21 protein-coding genes and 3 pseudogenes are annotated in these 16,625 nt (G+C 65.8%); 9 read left to right on the plus strand and 15 right to left on the minus strand.

Annotated features, from left to right (window positions below):
- Position 1 precedes the first annotated feature (1 nt).
- From RXV88_RS15845 to def (RXV88_RS15875), 7 genes are all read right to left on the minus strand, one after another.
- Positions 2-991, minus strand: coding sequence for a glutathione S-transferase family protein (locus RXV88_RS15845; RefSeq protein ID WP_316294469.1), 990 nt, complete (start codon positions 989-991; stop codon positions 2-4).
- 96 nt (positions 992-1,087) lie between these two features.
- Positions 1,088-1,324 (minus strand): GlsB/YeaQ/YmgE family stress response membrane protein, encoded by a 237-nt coding sequence (locus RXV88_RS15850; protein ID WP_316294470.1) that lies wholly within the window; start codon positions 1,322-1,324, stop codon positions 1,088-1,090.
- A gap of 14 nt (positions 1,325-1,338) precedes the next feature.
- Positions 1,339-1,578 (minus strand): hypothetical protein, encoded by a 240-nt coding sequence (locus RXV88_RS15855; RefSeq protein ID WP_316294471.1) that lies wholly within the window; start codon positions 1,576-1,578, stop codon positions 1,339-1,341.
- A 3-nt stretch (positions 1,579-1,581) separates the two neighbouring features.
- The gene (gene fmt / locus RXV88_RS15860; protein ID WP_316294472.1) at positions 1,582-2,493 is read right to left on the minus strand and encodes a methionyl-tRNA formyltransferase; all 912 of its coding nucleotides are present in this window, start codon (positions 2,491-2,493) and stop codon (positions 1,582-1,584) included.
- A 90-nt stretch (positions 2,494-2,583) separates the two neighbouring features.
- Entirely contained in the window at positions 2,584-3,081 is a 498-nt protein-coding gene (def, locus tag RXV88_RS15865) for a peptide deformylase (protein ID WP_316294473.1), read from the minus strand.
- Positions 3,078-3,575 (minus strand): peptide deformylase, encoded by a 498-nt coding sequence (gene def / locus RXV88_RS15870; RefSeq protein ID WP_316294474.1) that lies wholly within the window; start codon positions 3,573-3,575, stop codon positions 3,078-3,080. Before def (RXV88_RS15870) ends, def (RXV88_RS15865) begins: the two co-directional genes overlap by 4 nt.
- The gene (gene def, locus RXV88_RS15875) at positions 3,572-4,090 is read right to left on the minus strand and encodes a peptide deformylase (protein ID WP_316294475.1); all 519 of its coding nucleotides are present in this window, start codon (positions 4,088-4,090) and stop codon (positions 3,572-3,574) included. Before def (RXV88_RS15875) ends, def (RXV88_RS15870) begins: the two co-directional genes overlap by 4 nt.
- Before the next feature lie 100 nt (positions 4,091-4,190).
- On the opposite strand from def (RXV88_RS15875), the gene RXV88_RS15880 reads away from it, so the two are divergent.
- Entirely contained in the window at positions 4,191-5,369 is a 1,179-nt protein-coding gene (locus RXV88_RS15880) for a PatB family C-S lyase (protein ID WP_316294476.1), read from the plus strand.
- A 16-nt stretch (positions 5,370-5,385) separates the two neighbouring features.
- Here the strand turns inward: RXV88_RS15880 and RXV88_RS15885 are convergent, their stop codons facing one another.
- The 6 genes and pseudogenes from RXV88_RS15885 to ispH all read right to left on the minus strand — a co-directional run bounded on the left by RXV88_RS15885 (position 5,386) and on the right by ispH (position 9,309).
- On the minus strand, positions 5,386-6,009 hold the full coding sequence (locus RXV88_RS15885; RefSeq protein ID WP_316294477.1) for a trimeric intracellular cation channel family protein: 624 nt from the start codon (positions 6,007-6,009) through the stop codon (positions 5,386-5,388).
- Positions 6,010-6,049: 40 nt separating this feature from the next.
- Entirely contained in the window at positions 6,050-6,517 is a 468-nt protein-coding gene (gene rnhA, locus RXV88_RS15890; RefSeq protein WP_316294478.1) for a ribonuclease HI, read from the minus strand.
- Complete coding sequence (locus RXV88_RS15895) at positions 6,510-7,100, minus strand: class I SAM-dependent methyltransferase (protein ID WP_316294479.1); 591 nt, start codon at positions 7,098-7,100, stop codon at positions 6,510-6,512. The genes rnhA and RXV88_RS15895 overlap by 8 nt, the downstream gene beginning before the upstream one ends.
- Positions 7,097-7,549, minus strand: coding sequence for a DUF3429 domain-containing protein (locus tag RXV88_RS15900; protein WP_316294480.1), 453 nt, complete (start codon positions 7,547-7,549; stop codon positions 7,097-7,099). Before RXV88_RS15900 ends, RXV88_RS15895 begins: the two co-directional genes overlap by 4 nt.
- A gap of 76 nt (positions 7,550-7,625) precedes the next feature.
- Positions 7,626-8,217: pseudogene (locus RXV88_RS15905) on the minus strand (LysE family translocator).
- A 141-nt stretch (positions 8,218-8,358) separates the two neighbouring features.
- Positions 8,359-9,309: a 4-hydroxy-3-methylbut-2-enyl diphosphate reductase gene (gene ispH, locus RXV88_RS15910; RefSeq protein WP_316294481.1), complete on the minus strand. Its 951-nt coding sequence runs from the start codon at positions 9,307-9,309 to the stop codon at positions 8,359-8,361.
- Between the two features lie 146 nt (positions 9,310-9,455).
- Between ispH and RXV88_RS15915 the strand changes: the two genes are divergently transcribed.
- The gene (locus tag RXV88_RS15915; RefSeq protein WP_316294482.1) at positions 9,456-10,253 is read left to right on the plus strand and encodes a cobalamin B12-binding domain-containing protein; all 798 of its coding nucleotides are present in this window, start codon (positions 9,456-9,458) and stop codon (positions 10,251-10,253) included.
- Positions 10,254-10,331: 78 nt separating this feature from the next.
- Complete coding sequence (locus RXV88_RS15920; RefSeq protein WP_316294483.1) at positions 10,332-10,805, plus strand: cytochrome c; 474 nt, start codon at positions 10,332-10,334, stop codon at positions 10,803-10,805.
- 17 nt (positions 10,806-10,822) lie between these two features.
- On the opposite strand, the gene RXV88_RS15925 is transcribed toward RXV88_RS15920, so the two are convergent.
- Both RXV88_RS15925 and RXV88_RS15930 read right to left on the minus strand, forming a co-directional pair.
- A complete protein-coding gene (locus RXV88_RS15925; protein ID WP_316294484.1) occupies positions 10,823-11,260 on the minus strand; it encodes a YqaA family protein in 438 nt (145 codons plus the stop codon).
- 12 nt (positions 11,261-11,272) lie between these two features.
- Positions 11,273-11,845, minus strand: coding sequence for an NYN domain-containing protein (locus RXV88_RS15930; RefSeq protein WP_316294485.1), 573 nt, complete (start codon positions 11,843-11,845; stop codon positions 11,273-11,275).
- 109 nt (positions 11,846-11,954) lie between these two features.
- Between RXV88_RS15930 and folK the strand changes: the two genes are divergently transcribed.
- The 6 genes and pseudogenes from folK to RXV88_RS15960 all read left to right on the plus strand — a co-directional run.
- Positions 11,955-12,542: a 2-amino-4-hydroxy-6-hydroxymethyldihydropteridine diphosphokinase gene (gene folK / locus RXV88_RS15935; RefSeq protein WP_316294486.1), complete on the plus strand. Its 588-nt coding sequence runs from the start codon at positions 11,955-11,957 to the stop codon at positions 12,540-12,542.
- Positions 12,543-12,618: 76 nt separating this feature from the next.
- Positions 12,619-12,972: a DNA-directed RNA polymerase subunit omega gene (rpoZ, locus tag RXV88_RS15940; protein ID WP_316294487.1), complete on the plus strand. Its 354-nt coding sequence runs from the start codon at positions 12,619-12,621 to the stop codon at positions 12,970-12,972.
- Between the two features lie 33 nt (positions 12,973-13,005).
- Positions 13,006-15,147 (plus strand): bifunctional (p)ppGpp synthetase/guanosine-3',5'-bis(diphosphate) 3'-pyrophosphohydrolase, encoded by a 2,142-nt coding sequence (locus RXV88_RS15945; RefSeq protein WP_316294488.1) that lies wholly within the window; start codon positions 13,006-13,008, stop codon positions 15,145-15,147.
- Between the two features lie 12 nt (positions 15,148-15,159).
- Positions 15,160-15,810 (plus strand): DUF2062 domain-containing protein, encoded by a 651-nt coding sequence (locus RXV88_RS15950; protein ID WP_316294489.1) that lies wholly within the window; start codon positions 15,160-15,162, stop codon positions 15,808-15,810.
- 443 nt (positions 15,811-16,253) lie between these two features.
- Positions 16,254-16,385 (plus strand): annotated as a pseudogene (locus RXV88_RS15955) (IS3 family transposase); the annotation flags it as partial.
- Positions 16,386-16,507: 122 nt separating this feature from the next.
- Positions 16,508-16,625 (plus strand): annotated as a pseudogene (locus tag RXV88_RS15960) (IS3 family transposase); the annotation flags it as partial.

The following is a 16,625-nucleotide window of genomic DNA, read 5'->3' on the forward strand; positions in this document are numbered from 1 at the left end:
TTCAGGCCGCCTTGGCGCGGCCGCGCCCGTGCGGGGCGGTCAGGTCGAGATCGGGCCCGATAGGCACGATGCGGTGCGGGTTCACCGTCTCGTGGCTGTAGTAATAGTGCCGCACGATGTGGTCGAAATTCACCGTCTCGGCGACGCCCGGCCACTGGTAAAGCTCGCGCACATAGCCCCAGAGATTGGGGTAATCCACGATCCGCGCGCGGTTGCACTTGAAGTGGCCGTGATAGACCTTGTCGAAGCGGATCAGCGTTGTGAAAAGCCGCCAGTCGGCCTCGGTCACGCGGTCGCCCATCAGGTAGCGGTTGCCCGCCAGCCGGTCCTCGAGCCAGTCCAGCGTGTCGAAAAGCGGTTGGACGGCGGCGTCATACGCCTCTTGCGTGGTGGCGAAGCCGCATTTGTAGACGCCGTTGTTGAGCGTGTCGTAGATCCGCTCGTTCACCGGTTCGATGTCGGCGCGCAGCTCTTCGGGCCAGTAATCGTCGGAATTGCCGGTCAGCCCGTCGAAGGCGCTGTTGAACATGCGGATGATTTCCGCGCTTTCGTTCGACACGATGGTCTCGCGCTGCTTGTCCCAGAGGATCGGCACCGTCACCCGGCCCGACAGCTTGGGATCGGCCTTGAGATAGATGTCACGTGCAAAGGGCAGGCCGTAAAGCGTATCGCCGGTCGCGCCCTTGTCGTCGGTCTGAAAGCTCCAGCCGTCGCCCAGCATGTCGGGGTGCACGGCGCTGACACTGATCAGATCCTCAAGCCCCTTGAGCTTGCGGAAGATCAGCGTGCGATGCGCCCAGGGGCAGGCATAGCTGACGTAGAGGTGATAGCGCCCCGCCTCGGCCTTGAATCCGCCCTCGCCACTCGGCCCGGCGCTGCCGTCCGCGGTGATCCAGTTGCGGAACTTGGCGGCAGAGCGTTTGAACGCGCCGCCGGATGTCTTGGTGTCGTACCACTGGTCGTGCCATTCGCCGTCGATCAGAAGGCCCATGTCATGTCTCCTATTGCTTGGAAGAGAACGTAGGGCTGTGCGCGAATGATGCAATCGGCGGTCAGCGCGCAAGGACCTGCGCAAATTCGCACATCGTCACTTGCGCCGGACGTAGGTCTGCCAGAGCCAGATCAGCAGTACCGCCCCCAGCACCGCGCCCACCAGCCCCGCCAGCGCGCCGGTGACCGTGATCAGCACCCGCAGCACCAGCCCGCCGATGACAGCACCCGCCATGCCCAGAAGCACGGTTTCCACCACGCCCATGCGCACATGCATGATCCGCGTGGCCAGGAACCCCGCCGCCGCCCCGATGATGATCAGCCAGATAACCATGCCAGACGTTCCCCTTACCGTTTGCGCCAATGAGTCGGCACGATGATCAAAGCGCCGATGGACGAGGCGATGGCGTTAAGCCCCGGCGACCCGAACCCGATCCCGAACATCAGCCGCACGAAATAGGCCAGGAAGGCCCCGCCGATGCAGATGATGATGCTCTGCAGGATACCATTGCGCGTGAAGCCTGTCCGCTCCGAGACATAGCCGACAATGCCGGCGATCACGATGGTGCCGATGAGCGTGGGGAACATGGCCTAGCCTCCGAACCTTGCGCCGGCGGGCACCGGGTGGCCGCGCAGAAAGACCTCGGCATCCTGCGCGCCTTTGCCCGCCCGCTGCGCCCGGGTGATGCGTACGGCGCCCTGCCCGCAGGCCACGGTGAATTCATCGTCCAGCACCTGCCCCGGCGCGCCCTGCCCTTCGGTCACCCGCGCGCCCAAAAGCTTGATCCGCGCGCCGTCCAGCAGGCTCCACGCGCCGGGAAAGGGCGCAAGACCCCGGATCAGGCGGCTGACTTCGGCGGCGTCGCGGGTCCAGTCCACCGCCGCCTCGGCCTTGTCGATCTTGGCGGCATAGGTCACCCCCGCCTCGGGCTGTGGCTCGGGCACGAGATCGGGCAGCTTCGCCAGGGCTTCGACGATCAGCTCGGCGCCCAGAACGCTCAGCCGGTCGTGCAGCGCGCCGGTGGTCTCTTCGTCGCCGATGGATACCGATTGGCGCAGCAGCACCGGCCCGGTGTCCAGCCCCGCCTCCATCTGCATGATGCAGATGCCGGTCTCGGCATCGCCCGCCATGATCGCCCGGTGGATCGGCGCCGCCCCGCGCCAGCGCGGCAAGAGCGACGCATGAATGTTCAGGCACCCGAACCGCGGCGCGTCCAGCACCGGCTGCGGCAGGATCAGGCCGTAAGCCACCACCACCGCCACATCCGCCCCCAGCGCTGCGAAGTCCTCCTGCGCCTCCGCCCCCTTCAGCGACAGCGGATGGCGCACCGTCAGGCCCAGCGCCTCGGCTCGCGCCTGAACCGGCGTCGGGCGATCCTTCTTGCCGCGCCCTGCGGGCCGGGGCGGCTGGCAATAGACGCAGACGATCTCGTGCCCGGCCTCGGCCAGCGCCTCCAGCACCGGCACCGAAAACTCCGGACTGCCCATGAACACGACCCGCATGTCAGAAACCCCACCTTGTTTTCATCTGGTCAAAAATATCCCGGGGAGCGCGAGGGGCAGCGCCCCTCGCTCCCGAACCCGGACAAAGGCTCACCGCCCCGCCTTGCGTGCGCGGCGCAGCAGGATGTCCCGCTTGGTCCGGCTCAGATGATCGAAATACATCTGACCGTTCAGATGGTCGATCTGATGCTGCACGCTCGTCGCCCAGAGCCCGACGAAATCGCGCTCTTCCACCGCGCCCTCGGCATTGAGGAACCGCACCGTCACCGCGCGCGGGCGCTCGATCCGGGCCCAGACGCCGGGCAGGTTGGGGCTCGCCTCGTCATGGGCGCGTATCTGCACGCTGGCGTGCAGAACCTCGGGATTGGCCATTCGCACCGCGCGCGCCCGCTCCTCGGACGCATCCACCACGGCAAGCCGCCGCATCTCGCCCAGCTGCGGCGCGGCGAGGCCGACGCCCGGCATCGCCTCCATCGTATCGATCATATCGTCCCAGAGCGCGCGCACCGCGTCGTCGATCGCCTCGACCGGCGCGGCCACCGAACGCAGCCGCTTGTCGGGCCATGGGATGCAGCGCCGCGCGGTCACAGGCGGCCTTCGTACTCGGCGACCAGCTGCGCGCGGCCCTCGGCGCTCAGCCGGTCGAAATGCACCAGCCCGTCGAGGTGATCCAGCTCATGCTGCGCGCAGATCGCCTCTGCCCCGGTCAGGCGGCGCTGCTGCATGGCGCCGTTGAGATCGGTAAAGGCCAGCGTGATCGCCCGGTGCCGGGGCACCTGCGCGGTCACGCCCGGGATCGACAGGCATTGCTCCGGCCCGATCCGAATGTCGTCCGAGGCTTCGGCGATGCGCGGATTGAGACAGGCCAGCGGGCGCATGTCGCCCTCTTTCCAGCCCACGTCGATCACGAAGACCCGGGCCAGCACCCCGACCTGCGGCGCTGCCAGCCCGCGTCCCGCAGCCGCGTACATGGTTTCGAAAAGATCGCCCACCAGCGCCTCGATCCCGTCCAGCGACGCGACCGGCTCACAGCGGCGGGAGAGATGCGGATCGGGCCATTCCAGGATCGGCCTGACGCTCACGCCCGCGCCCTTTCGCGTTTCAGCTTGACCATCTTGCGGGTGATCATCTGCCGTCTGAGCGGCTTGAGGTAGTCGATGAAGAGCTTGCCATCCAGGTGGTCGATCTCGTGCTGGACGCAGGTCGACCAGAGCCCGTCGAACTCTTCCTCCTGCGGATTACCGTTCTGGTCGATCCAGCCGACCTTGACGGCGGCCGGGCGTTCGACGTCGGCGAATTGATCGGGGATGGACAGGCAGCCTTCCTCATAGACGCTGCGGTCGTCCGACACCTTCAGCACCTCGGGGTTGAACATGATCAGCGGGCGGCCGGGCTTGTCGTCGTCCTTGACGCAATCGAGCACGATCAGCCGCTTCTGCACACCAAGCTGGGGCGCCGCCAGGCCGATGCCCGGCGCGTCGTACATGGTTTCCAGCATATCCTTGGCCAGCTCGCGCAATTCGTCCGACAGGTCGGGCACCGGCGCGCAAACTTTTTTCAGCCGTGGATCGGGGTGGATGAGGATAGGCCTGATCATGCCTGTCATTTAGGCAAATCGGACGGCCGCTGCAATATCCCGCCCTTGCAGTCGCGGCCAAACTGGCTAGCGTGCGCGCTAAATCAGCCATGAGGACGCGATGACCAGCCAATTCGACAAGGAAATCGACCGCAGGGGCAGTCACAGCTCGAAGTGGGACGCGATGGAGACGCTCTATGGCGTGTCCCCCGACGATGGCCTGGCCATGTGGACCGCCGACAGCGACTATCAGACCGCCCCTTGCGTGATCGACGCGCTGCGCCGCGCCGCCGATCACGGGGTGTTCGGCTATACGCTGACCTATCCGGGTTACCTAGAGGCGATCCAATGGTGGATGCAGACCCGCCACGGCTGGCAGATCGACACCGGCTGGATTCTGACCACGCAGGGGCTCGGCAACGGCATCGCGCTCTGCCTCGATGTCTGGAGCGCACCGGGCGACGGCGTGGTCACGTTCAACCCGGTCTATCACGAATTCCGCGCCAAGGTTGACAAGTCGGGCCGCGAGGTGACCGAATGCCCGCTGAAGCGCGAAGGCGACACCTATGTGCTCGACCTCGAGGACGCGCAGGCGCGGCTGACGGGCCATGAAAAGGTGTTGCTGTGGTGCTCGCCGCAGAACCCCTCGGGCCGCGTCTGGAGCGCGGAGGAACTGCGCGCCGTCGCCGATTTCGCGGCGCGGAACGATCTGATCCTGGTTTCGGACGAGATTCACCACGATCTGGTCTACCCCGGCAACCACTTCGTGCCGATGCACATCGCCGCCCCGCATGTCGAGGACCGGCTGGTGGTGCTGACCGCCGCCTCCAAGGCCTTCAACATCGCCGGGCAGCGCACGGGGAACATGATCATCCCCGACACGACCCTGCGCGCGGCGATGAAAAAGCGCCTGACCACGCTGGATTACAAGCCCGCGGCGCTGCCGCTGATGATGATCGAGGCGGCCTACAGCCCCGAAGGCGCCGAATGGGTCGACGCGCAGATCGCCCATCTGGAGGGCAACCGCGCCGTCTTTGACGCCGCCGTCAACGCGATCCCGGGGGTGCGGTCGCTGCCCTTGCAGTCGACCTACCTCGCCTGGGTGGATTTCGCGGACACAGGCATGACATTCGACGAATTCAACGGCCGGGTCCTGAAACAGGCGCGCATCGCCGCCAGTGCCGGCCCCGGTTTCGGCCCAGGGGGCGAGACCTTCCTGCGCTTCAACCTCGCCACCACGCGCGCACGCGTGATCCAAGCCGGCAAGCGGCTGCAAGAAACCTTCGCCGATCTGCAGTAAGCCGTCCCGGGCTTGCCTAGTTACGGGGCGGGCGCGCCTTGTAGACCGGCAGGTGCCAGCCCCAGTGCAAAGAGCCCGCGCGGAATGCAAAGGTCGCCCCCGCGCAGGCCAGCGCGGCCAGCTCGGGGCCCAGCCCCAGCGCACCCGCGATCACCGTGGCCAGCGACCCGGCGAGGGCGCAGGTGACGTAAAGCTCGCCCTGTTTCAGAACCAGCGGCACCTCGTTGGCAACCACGTCACGCATCAGCCCGCCCATGCAGCCGGTGATCATCCCCATCACCAGCACGATCGGCACCGGCTGATCCAGGCTTGCCGCGATGCCCGATCCGGCGGCCACCGCCACAGCCAGCGCGCAGGCGTCCAGCCACAGAAGCACGCGGTACCGGCTTTCCACCAGGTGCGCCGTGAAGAACACCACCAGCGCCGCGCCGGTGGCAACGCCCAGATAGGTCGGCTGCGCGATCCAGAACACCGGATTGCGGTCCAGCAGAACGTCGCGCAGCGTGCCGCCACCCACCGCCGTCAGGCAGGCCATGAAGGCGAACCCCACGATGTCGAGCTGCGCCCGGCTGGCCACCAGCGCGCCGGTCAGCGCAAAGACCAGCACCGAGGCGAAATCGAGCGCGGTGAAGACGGTCATCCTGCGCCCCCTGCTGCCGTGCTGCACCGGATCACCGCCGTCACCCCCCGTTGGCCGAGCGCTTGAACGGCGCCATGCCGGCGCGGGCCAGTTCGTCGGCGCGTTCGTTCTCGGGGTGGCCGGCGTGGCCCTTGACCCATTCCCAGGTCACGTCGTGCCGGCCCCTCGCCTCGTCCAGCCGCTGCCAGAGCTCGACGTTCTTCACCGGCTTCTTCGCCGCCGTCTTCCAGCCGTTGCGCTTCCAGCCGTGGATCCAGCCGGTCACCCCGTTCTTTACATAGGCGCTGTCGGTCACGATGGTGATCGCCGAAGGCCGCGCCAGCGCCTCGAGCGCGTTGATCGCGGCCAGAAGCTCCATCCGGTTGTTGGTGGTCTCGGCCTCGCCGCCGCTCAGTTCGCGCTCCTTGAGGATCGTATCGCCCTCCACCGCGCGCATCAGCACGCCCCAGCCGCCGGGGCCGGGATTGCCGGAACAGGCGCCGTCGGTATAGGCGAAAAGCTCAGCCATGGGCGGTCACCGAAATCCACGGGTCCATCGAGCCCGAAAGGCCCTTGTCAACACCGCGTTTGAACGGCCCCGGCGTCAGCCCGGCGTCCTGCAAGAGCCGCGTCAGCCCGGCTTCGGTGAAATACGTGTAGCCCCGGCCCAGCGCGTCGCGCGCTTCGCCCTTGCCCTCCTTCACCGCGATATGAAAGAGCCCGCCCGGCCGCAGCGCCCGGGCAATCGCCGACAGATGCCGCGGAATGTCGGCGCGTGGCGCGTGCAGCAGGCTGAAGTTGGCCCAGATCGCATCATAGGCCGCAATCGCCGTCAGATCGTCGAACACGGCCTGCCGCGCGGCGACCCCAGGCTGGCGCGCCGCCAGCGCCACCATCTCGGCCGAGGCGTCCCAGGCCTCGACCTGCAGGCCCGCCGCCGCCATGTGGCGCGCCGACCCGCCCGGCCCGCAGCCGAGATCGAGCACGCGCCCCCCCGGCACGACACGCGCGATGAAATCGGCCAGTGTCCGGTCCGGGCCATCGCGCCCGGTAAGCGCGGCGTATTCCCCCGCCCTGGCGTCGTAGACGCGGATCGTCTCTGGGTCGGTCACAGGATCACCCCCACCGCCAGGCAGGCCACCACCAGCGCGGTCAAGAGGCCGCGCAGCCGCATCCACCACTCCGGCGCCAGCCCCCAGCGCCAGAACGCCCAGTCCAGCAGCAGAAGCCCCAGAAAGCCGAAGATCAGGTTCATCCCCGCCGACACCGGCCCGCCGCCGGTCATGAAGAACGCCCAGAGCGCCGGGATCACCGACAAGGCATAGCCCGTCGCCGCGCGCCCGCCTTGGGCCTTGGTGGCAAAACCCCAAAGCACGCCCGACATGAACGACAGAATCACCGACCCGTAGAAAAGCTGCACATAAGGCCCGATGAAACGAGCCCCGAGATTGGCCTGCCCCCAGCTTGCCGCGCCGTCCGACAGCAGCGTCAGCGCGCCCCAGGCAAAGGGGATCACACCGGCCAGGCCCAGGATCAGGGCGGAGCGGGGTATCTGGCGCAAGCGTCTTCCTCCTGTCGGTCGGTTCCTCGGGGGTTCTAGGGCCAAATGCCGCGCGGGGCCAGAGCCCCGGCGCGCCTCAGGCCCGCTCCAGCGCCAGCCGCCCCGCCAGCGCCGCGAAAAGCGCGGCGAACGACCGGTTGAGCCAGCGCATCGCCCGCTCGCTGGCCAGGATCCAGTCGCGCGCCGCGGCGGCAAAAAGCCCGTAAAGCACGAAGACGACAAAGGTCATCGCCATGAACACCGCCCCCAGCATCATCATTTCGCCCGTGGCGCTGGCCGGATCGCCTGACAGGAACGGCGGCAAGAGCGCCAGGAAGAAAAGCGACAGCTTGGGATTGAGGATGTTGATCAGCGCCCCGCGCCGGGCGGTTTTCGCCCAATGCTCGACCGGGGCCGTGCCATCGACCGACACCGCGCCCCCGGATTTCAGCGATTGCCAGGCGAGGTAGAGCAGATAGGCGACCCCGGCGAATTTCACCGCGTTGAAAAGCAACGCCGAGGCATGCAGCAGCGCCGCCAGACCGAGCGTCGCCGCCAGCAGATGCGGCACGATGCCCAGCGTGCAGCCCAGCGCCGCCGCGACCGAGACCAACGGCCAGCGTGTAGATCACGCCCGTTCCGGGGGCCAGAACGACGACGAAGGCGGTCAGAAGAAACTGCAGGGACATGGGCGTGAAACCCTTCGATGAACCGGGGGCGCCAGAATCGCGACAACACGCGTCATGTCAACCACAGCTTGTCATGACTTGTGCCTCACGGGACGGCGGGCGGGGCGATGCGCCTTGGCGCGAGCGGCGCTCGGCGGTCCGTCAGGCCGGCTCGCGCAGCACCCGGGGGACCTTGAACTCGACGTTTTCCTGCGCGGTCTCGACCTCTTCGACCGTCACGTCATAGCGGGCGCGAAAGGCGTCGATCACCTCTTCGATCAGCACCTCGGGCGCGCTGGCCCCGGCGGTGATCCCGACTGACCCGATCCCCTCCAGCGCGCGCCAGTCGATATCGCCTGCCCGCATCACCAGCTGCGCATAGGCGCAGCCGGCGCGGCGGCCGACCTCGACCAGCCGCTGGGAGTTCGACGAATTCGGCGCACCCACCACCAGCATCGCATCGGCCCTGGGCGCCATCGCCTTGACCGCCTCCTGCCGGTTGGTGGTGGCATAGCAGATGTCTTCCTTGTGGGGCCCGACGATGGCCGGGAACCGCGCCTGAAGTGCTGCGACGATACCCGCCGTGTCATCCACAGAAAGCGTGGTCTGGGTCACAAACGCCAGCCGCTGAGGATCGCGCACCGCGACCCGCGCCACGTCCTCGACCGTTTCCACCAGCAGCACCTCGCCCTCGGGCAGCTGGCCCATGGTGCCCACGGTCTCGGGGTGGCCGGCATGGCCGATCATGATCATCTGAAGACCGTTCTCATGGTGGCGCGCGGCCTCGATATGCACCTTGCTGACCAGCGGGCAGGTGGCGTCCACATAGACCATCTCGCGCCGGGCGGCCTCGGCGGGCACCGCCTTGGGCACGCCGTGGGCCGAGAAGATCACCGGGCGGTCGGGCGGGCATTCTTCCAGCTCTTCGACAAAGACGGCACCCTTTTCGCGCAGCCCGTCCACGACGAACTTGTTGTGCACGATCTCGTGGCGGACATAGACCGGCGCGCCCCATTTCCGCAGCGCCATCTCGACGATCTTGATCGCGCGGTCGACACCGGCGCAGAACCCGCGCGGCGCGGCCAGATAGAGCGTGAGGGGGGGCTTGGTCATGGCGTCAACTCCGGTCGTTGTCCCAGACCTAAGCGCTTGTCCCCGGCCCGTCCAGTGCCGCCGGAGGTATTGATCCGCGAGGGTTGCAAACTAAAATACTCGGTACCGCATACGATGGCATGCCGACGGGGGGAGGCTGACGCGACATGCACGATCTGGACGACGCATTCTTTCAGAATTCCGAGCGCCGGATGCAGGCGCTGCGCGAACGTTTGTCCGAGGCGGCGCTGGAGTCGCTGGCGCGCGACGTCGTGCAGCGCCTGTCGACCCGGACCCTGTCGGGCCGGGACGGCGATCTGGAAAACCCCGACGCCGCCGATATCGAGGCGCTGACCACCGCGCTGATCAGCGCCGAACCCGAAGTCGCGCGGCGGATGATGCAGCGGTTGCAGAAGCGCGGTCTGACGCTGGACACGCTCTATTCGAAATACCTCGCGGCGGCGGCGTCGCGGCTTGGCACGCTCTGGAACGACGACGTGATCACCTTCGTCGAGGTCACCGCGGGCGTCGGGCGGGTGTTCGAGCTGATCAACATGCTGCGCCGCGCGCTGCCGCCGCCGCGCATCACGAGGGCCGAACCGGTGCTCTTCACCTCGGTCCCGGGCGAGGATCACGGCGTCGGCGTCGAGATGGCGGCCGAGCTTTTCCGTCAGCACGGGTGGGACGTGCAGGTGCTCTTCGGCGCCGATCAGGATACGATCCTGGCCGAGATCGGCAAGGTATCGGCGGTGGTGCTGGGCCTCTCGTCAGGCGGGCAGCGCACGGCAGAGGCGCTGGCGCGGCTGATCCACTGCGTGCGGCTGATCTATCCCAATGTCTACATCATCGTCAGCGGCCAGATCGTCAGCGAAGAGCCCGAACTGGTCGAGCTGATGATGCCCGACAGCGCCGTGGCGACAGTCGAGGACGCGCTGGCGACCATCGAAACCCTGAGATTCGGCTGACGGATTTGTGTGTTTCGCGCCGCAGCGTGTTCCGATACCCCTTTGGGCAACAACGAAAAGACCTGGCAAGGATTGAAGATGAAGAAAATCTATTGCGCCGCAGCAGCGGTCGCGACGTTAGGGTTCGGCGGGTTTGCCTGGGCGCAGATGAATGCCGGCCAAAGCCCCGGCATCCTGCCCTATGACGAGCCCGCGCGCGTGGCCAACGGCGCCACGATCTATGCCGAGAATTGCGCGGCCTGCCATGGCGCCGATCTGGAAGGCCAGCCCAACTGGAAGGACCGCGACGCCGCCGGCTATCTGCCCGCCCCGCCGCATGACGAGACCGGCCACACCTGGCACCACGACGACATTCTTCTGGTCCGGATCACCGCGCTTGGCACCGAGGCCATCGTCGGCGGCGGTTACAAATCGAACATGATGGGCTTTGCCGAGGTCCTGTCGGCGGACGAGATCCTGGACGTGCTGGCCTATATCAAGAGCACATGGCCGCCGCAGGTCGTCGAGACGCACAACCAGATCAACGCGCGGGCGCAGGTCTTCCGCAACTGAGGCGCGACGGCCCCGGGTCAGGTGGCCGCCGCGGTCAGCCAGGCCAGAACGATGTAGCGCCCGGTCTTGGCGATGGTGACCAGCAGCAGAAAGAGCCACCAGGGCGTGCGCATGATCCCGGCAATGACGGTGAAGGCATCGCCGAACGGCGCCCAACTGAGCAGCAGCGTCCAGACGCCCCAATGCGCATACCAGCGCTGCGCCCGGGCCAGCGAGGCCTGGGAGGCGGGGAACCAGCGCCGTTCCCTGAACCGCTCCGCCCCGCGCCCCAGCGCATAATTCACCACCGCGCCCAGCGTGTTGCCGACGCTGGCCACCGTCACCAGCAGCCACAGCGGCACCAGCGCCTCGAGCTGCAGGGCGACGAAGACGATTTCCGACTGGAACGGAAGAATGGTCGCCGCCCCGAAGGCGGCGAGAAAAAGGCCGCCTAGAGCGGCGGCCTCAGCAAGCATCGGTCACGCGGATCAATTTCCGTTGGCAACCTCGAACGAGCGTTCCGCCACCGCTTCGCGCGGGGGGCGGCCGATGACTTCGCGCAGTTCGTCGAGCTCAATGAAGTTGTCGGCCTGGCGGCGCAGCTCGTCGGCGATCATCGGCGGCTGGCTGCGGATGGTCGACACGACCGACACGCGCACGCCCTGACGCTGCAGCGATTCCACCAGAGGCCGGAAATCGCCATCGCCCGAGAACAGCACGATGTGATCGATACGCGGCGCGAGTTCCATGGCATCGACCGTCAGCTCGATGTCCATGTTTCCCTTCACCTTACGGCGGCCCTGACTGTCGGTGTATTCCTTGGCCGGCTTCGTCACCATGGTGAAACCGTTGTAGTGCAGCCAGTCCACCAGCGGGCGGATCGGCGAATACTCGTCATTCTCGAGCAGCGCGGTGTAGTAGAAAGCGCGAACCATCTTTCCGCGACGCACGAATTCCTGGCGCAACAGCTTGTAGTCGATGTCGAACCCCAGCGCCTTCGCGGCCGCGTACAGGTTTGATCCGTCGATGAACAGCGCCAGCCGTTCGTCCTTGTAAAACATAAAATTTCCTTTCGGTAATTGGCCCCGCTTTTCCGTGAGTGTGTAATGTGCGGCGGAACCGGTTAAGCAAGGGTAAGTATTTTCGCAAGCCTTTCAAGGGATCAATAGGATGGTTTACAATACCTCTTTTACCGTTTTCGGACAAGAAACGCTGGTTGCCGTGGGGTCAAACATGGGCTCACGTTCCGGTGACGCCCGCCAGACCGTCGCTGCCGCGCTGTTCGAACTGGCCCGGCGGGGGGCGGTGATTCGCCGGATCAGCCGGTTCTTTTCGACCCCTTGTTTCCCTGCCGGCGCGGGCCCCGATTATGTGAACGCGGCATTTTCGCTCGCCAGCGACCGGCCGGCGGCGGAGATGCTGGCGCTCTTGCACACGGTCGAGACGGACTTTGGCCGCGAGCGGGTGCAGCGCTGGGGAATGCGCAGCCTCGATCTCGACCTGATCGGCATCGGCGATCTGGTGCTGCCGGATGCGCGAAAACAGGCGGAATGGCGCGCATTGCCGCCCGAGCGGCAGCGCGAAGAGGCCCCCGACGAGCTGATCCTGCCGCATCCGCGCATCCAGGACCGCGCATTCGTTCTTGTGCCGCTATGCGATATTGCGGCACAGTGGGTGCATCCGACGCTGGGCAGGACGGCCCGTTCGCTCTGCGATGCGCTCCCCTCGGCCGACCGGGCCGGGGTGGTGCCTTTGTGATCGTTTCGCGCCTTGTCAATAAGGCTGCGGCGCGTTACATGTGCCTTTCCGAATGTGATCTGAGAAAGAGGCGCCCATGGCCCGCGTGACGGTAGAAGACTGCGTTGACAAGGTTCCCAACCGGTTCGAGCTGGTGATGCTGGCCGCGCATCGTGCGCGCGAAATCGCCAGCGGTGCCGCCCTGACCGTGGATCGCGACAACGACAAGAACCCAGTCGTCGCGCTGCGCGAGATCGCCGAGGAAACCCAATCGACCGACGATCTGCGCGAACGCCTGATCGAGTCGAACCAGTCGCAGATCGAGGTCGACGAACCCGAAGACGACGCCATGGCGTTGCTGATGGGGGCCGAGGCCGACAAACCCGCCGAAGACGACATGTCCGAGGAAAAGCTGCTGCGCGCTCTGATGGAGGCGCAGGGCCAGGGCTAACGCCCTGGTCGGGACCGGAAAGGTGACACGCCCATGATCGCGGCGGATGATCTTGTTGCCCTGGTCCGCAACTACAATCCCAAGACCAACGCAGCGCTTATTCACGCGGCCTACGATTATGGCCGCGACATGCACGACGGCCAGTTCCGCCGCTCGGGCGAACCCTATTTCAGCCACCCCGTCGCGGTGGCCGCGATCCTGACCGAACAGCAGCTCGACGACGCCACGATCATCACGGCGCTGCTGCACGACACGATCGAAGACACCAAATCCACCTATTCCGAGATCTCCGCGAAATTCGGGTCGGAGGTGGCCGATCTGGTCGACGGCGTCACCAAGCTGACCAACCTTGAATTGTCCAGCACAGAGACCCAGCAGGCGGAAAACTTCCGCAAGCTCTTTATGGCCATGTCCAAGGATCTGCGGGTGATCCTGGTCAAGCTTGCCGACCGGCTTCACAACATGCGCACCATCAAGGCGATGAAGCCGGAAAAGCAGGCCAAGAAGGCGCGCGAGACGATGGATATCTTCGCGCCTCTGGCGGGCCGGATGGGCATGCAGTGGATGCGCGAAGAACTGGAGGATCTGGCCTTTCGCGTGCTCAACCCAGAGGGACGCGCCAGCATCATCCGCCGCTTCATCACGCTGCAGAAGGAAACCGGCGACGTCATCCACCGCATCACCTCGGACATGGTGCACGAGCTGGAGCAGGCGGGCGTCGAGGCCGAGGTATTCGGCCGCGCCAAGAAGCCCTATTCGATCTGGCGCAAGATGCAGGAAAAAGAGATGGGCTTTTCCCGGCTCAGCGACATCTACGGCTTTCGCGTCATCACCCGGACAGAGGCCGAATGTTACGCCGCGCTGGGGGCGATCCACCAGCGCTGGCGCGCGGTGCCGGAGCGGTTCAAGGATTACATCAGCCAGCCCAAGTCGAACGGCTATCGCAGCATCCACACCACGGTGTCGGGCCGCGATGGCAAGCGGGTCGAGGTGCAGATCCGCACCCGGCAGATGCACGACGTGGCCGAAACCGGGGTCGCCGCGCATTGGTCGTACCGCGACGGGGTGCGTTCGGAAAACCCCTTTGCCGTCGATCCGGCCAAGTGGATCAGCTCACTGACCGAGCAGTTCGACGCCGAGGAAGATCACGAAGACTTCATGGAAGCCGTCAAGCTTGAGATGTATTCCGACAAGGTCTTTTGCTTTACGCCCAAGGGTGACGTGATCAAGCTGCCGCGTGGGGCGACGCCGCTGGATTACGCCTATGCGATCCACACGCGGATCGGATCGGCCTGCGTCGGCGCCAAGGTCGATGGCATACGCGTGCCGCTCTGGACACGGCTGAAGAACGGCCAGTCGGTCGAGATCATCACCGCGCAGGGCCAGACGCCACAGGCGACCTGGCTGGACATCGCCACCACCGGCAAGGCCAAATCGGCCATCCGCCGCGCCCTGCGCGAAGCTAATCGCGAGCGGTTCATCAAACTGGGGCGCGAGCTGGCGCGCTCGGCTTTCGAGCATGTCGGCAAGAAAGCGACCGACAAGGTGCTGGAAAAAGCGGCCAAGACCCTGCGGCTCGAGGATGCCCAGACCCTGTTGGCACGGCTGGGCAGCGCCGAACTCAGCGCGCGCGAGGCGGTGCAGGCGGTCTATCCCGACCTCGCCCCGCGCGCCAAGCATACCGAGGTCGAGGTCAATCGCGCCGTCATCGGTCTGGCGCACGGTCAGGGGTTCGAACGCGCGTCTTGCTGCCAGCCGTTGCCGGGCGAACGCATCGTCGGCATCACCCAGCGCGGGCGCGGCGTGATCGTTCATGCAATCGACTGCGAGGCGCTGGCCGAATACGAACATCAGCCCGCGCGATGGCTGGATCTGCACTGGGCCGACGGGCAGCACCCGGCGGTATATTCCGTCACGCTGGACATGACCATCGGCAACGACGCCGGTGTCCTTGGCCGCATCTGCACGCTGATCGGCGAACAGAAGGCCAATATCTCGGATCTGAAATTCGCCGACCGCAAACCGGATTTCTACCGGCTTTTGATGGATGTGGAACTGCGCGGCGCGGAACAACTGCATTCGGTCATTTCCGCGCTCGAAGCCGAAAGCGATGTCGCCTCGGTCGAGCGTATGCGCGACCCGTCCCTCGTGACCGCCCCGGCGGCGGCCGAGTAGGAGGGGCGGCTCTTGGTCTTCAAGCGCAGGGACAGGCGCCCGATCTGGAAGGTCCTGGTCGAGGCGCTCTGGCCGAAGGGCGGCTGGGCGCGCGCGGCCCGTTACGTGCAGCACCGCCTCAACCGCCTGCCAGATCCGCCGGAAACGATCGCGCGCGGGATCTTTGCCGGGGTCTTCACCACCTTCACACCGTTCTACGGCCTGCATTTTCTGATTGCGGGGGTGCTGGCCTGGGTTCTGCGCGGCAATATCATCGCCTCGCTGCTCGCCACTTTCTTCGGCAACCCGCTGACCTATGTGCCCATCGGCGTGGTGTCGATGCGGACGGGGTACTGGCTGCTCGAAATCGAGGGCCCGTCGGAACACGGTTCGCTGGGGCAAAAGTTCGCCCATGCGGCGGATAACCTCTGGAACAACGTCATCGCGCTTTTCACGCCGGATAAGGCGGATTGGAGCGATCTGCGAATATTCTATGACGAGGTGTTCTTTCCCTACATGGTCGGAGGCATCATCCCCGGGATCGTCACCGGGCTGCTGTGCTATTATCTGTCGGTGCCGCTCATCCGCGCCTACCAGAACCGCCGCAAGGGGGTTTTGAAGGCCAAGTTGGCGGCTTTGAAGAAAAAGAAGAAACAGACAGATGGCGGGGCCGGGGCAGAGTGAGGCGGCAGCGTCCCGGTGGCGTTCTGAAATGCGCTGTACGCGGCCGCTCCCGAATCAGGCCCGGGTCATTCTGACATACCGGCAATTGTTCTTCGCCGATCAAAGGTCAACAAAGGCAACATCCGGACGCTTGAGCAGATTGTCGGCATTGTCTGCGACCTCTGCTGTGGCTGCGATCTGCCCGGTCCCTTAGAGGACCCGTTCGTCGTTTGAATACGCTTTCAACAGGTAGTCCGGGGCACCGAGAATGTCTGGAAGGCCCGGGGAGTTCGTCACTGTGAACCTCCCCATCTGAATTGGTCCGCCGTCATGTTTAGGATACGGAGGACAGTGAATGGCGGACAAGAAACACAAGCCAGAGGAAATAGTTCAGTAGTTGCGGCAGGTTGATGTGCTTGTTGGACAATGGACGGCACGCGTGGCCGCGATCCGCGAAGTGCGCATACCGTCGTGTCGCGGCGCTGCCGAGAGACGCTGGCTGGCAGGTCAGCGATGGCCGTGTCGAACGGCTGTGGAAACGGGAGGGGCTGAAGGTGCCGCCGAAACAACCGAAGAGATCGAGGCTTTGGCTGAACCCTCTCGGGACATTGCTGCGCAATGCCCTGCCGGGCAGTGGACGGCTCTCCGGTTGCGGCCGGTGAGGTGCCCCTAGATTTGTAGACGCTTTGCCCCCTAACTTTGAGGCGAGGAGGCCGACATGGGGACAGGCAACTACAGCGACGGGTTCAAGCGGGATGGGGTGCATCGGATCACGGTGCGGGGGTATCCGGTTCGGGAGGTTTCCCGGCGTTTGGGCGTGAGCACGTATTCTCTCT

The organism is Aestuariicoccus sp. MJ-SS9 (assembly GCF_032586235.1).
Classification (GTDB): domain Bacteria; phylum Pseudomonadota; class Alphaproteobacteria; order Rhodobacterales; family Rhodobacteraceae; genus Aestuariicoccus.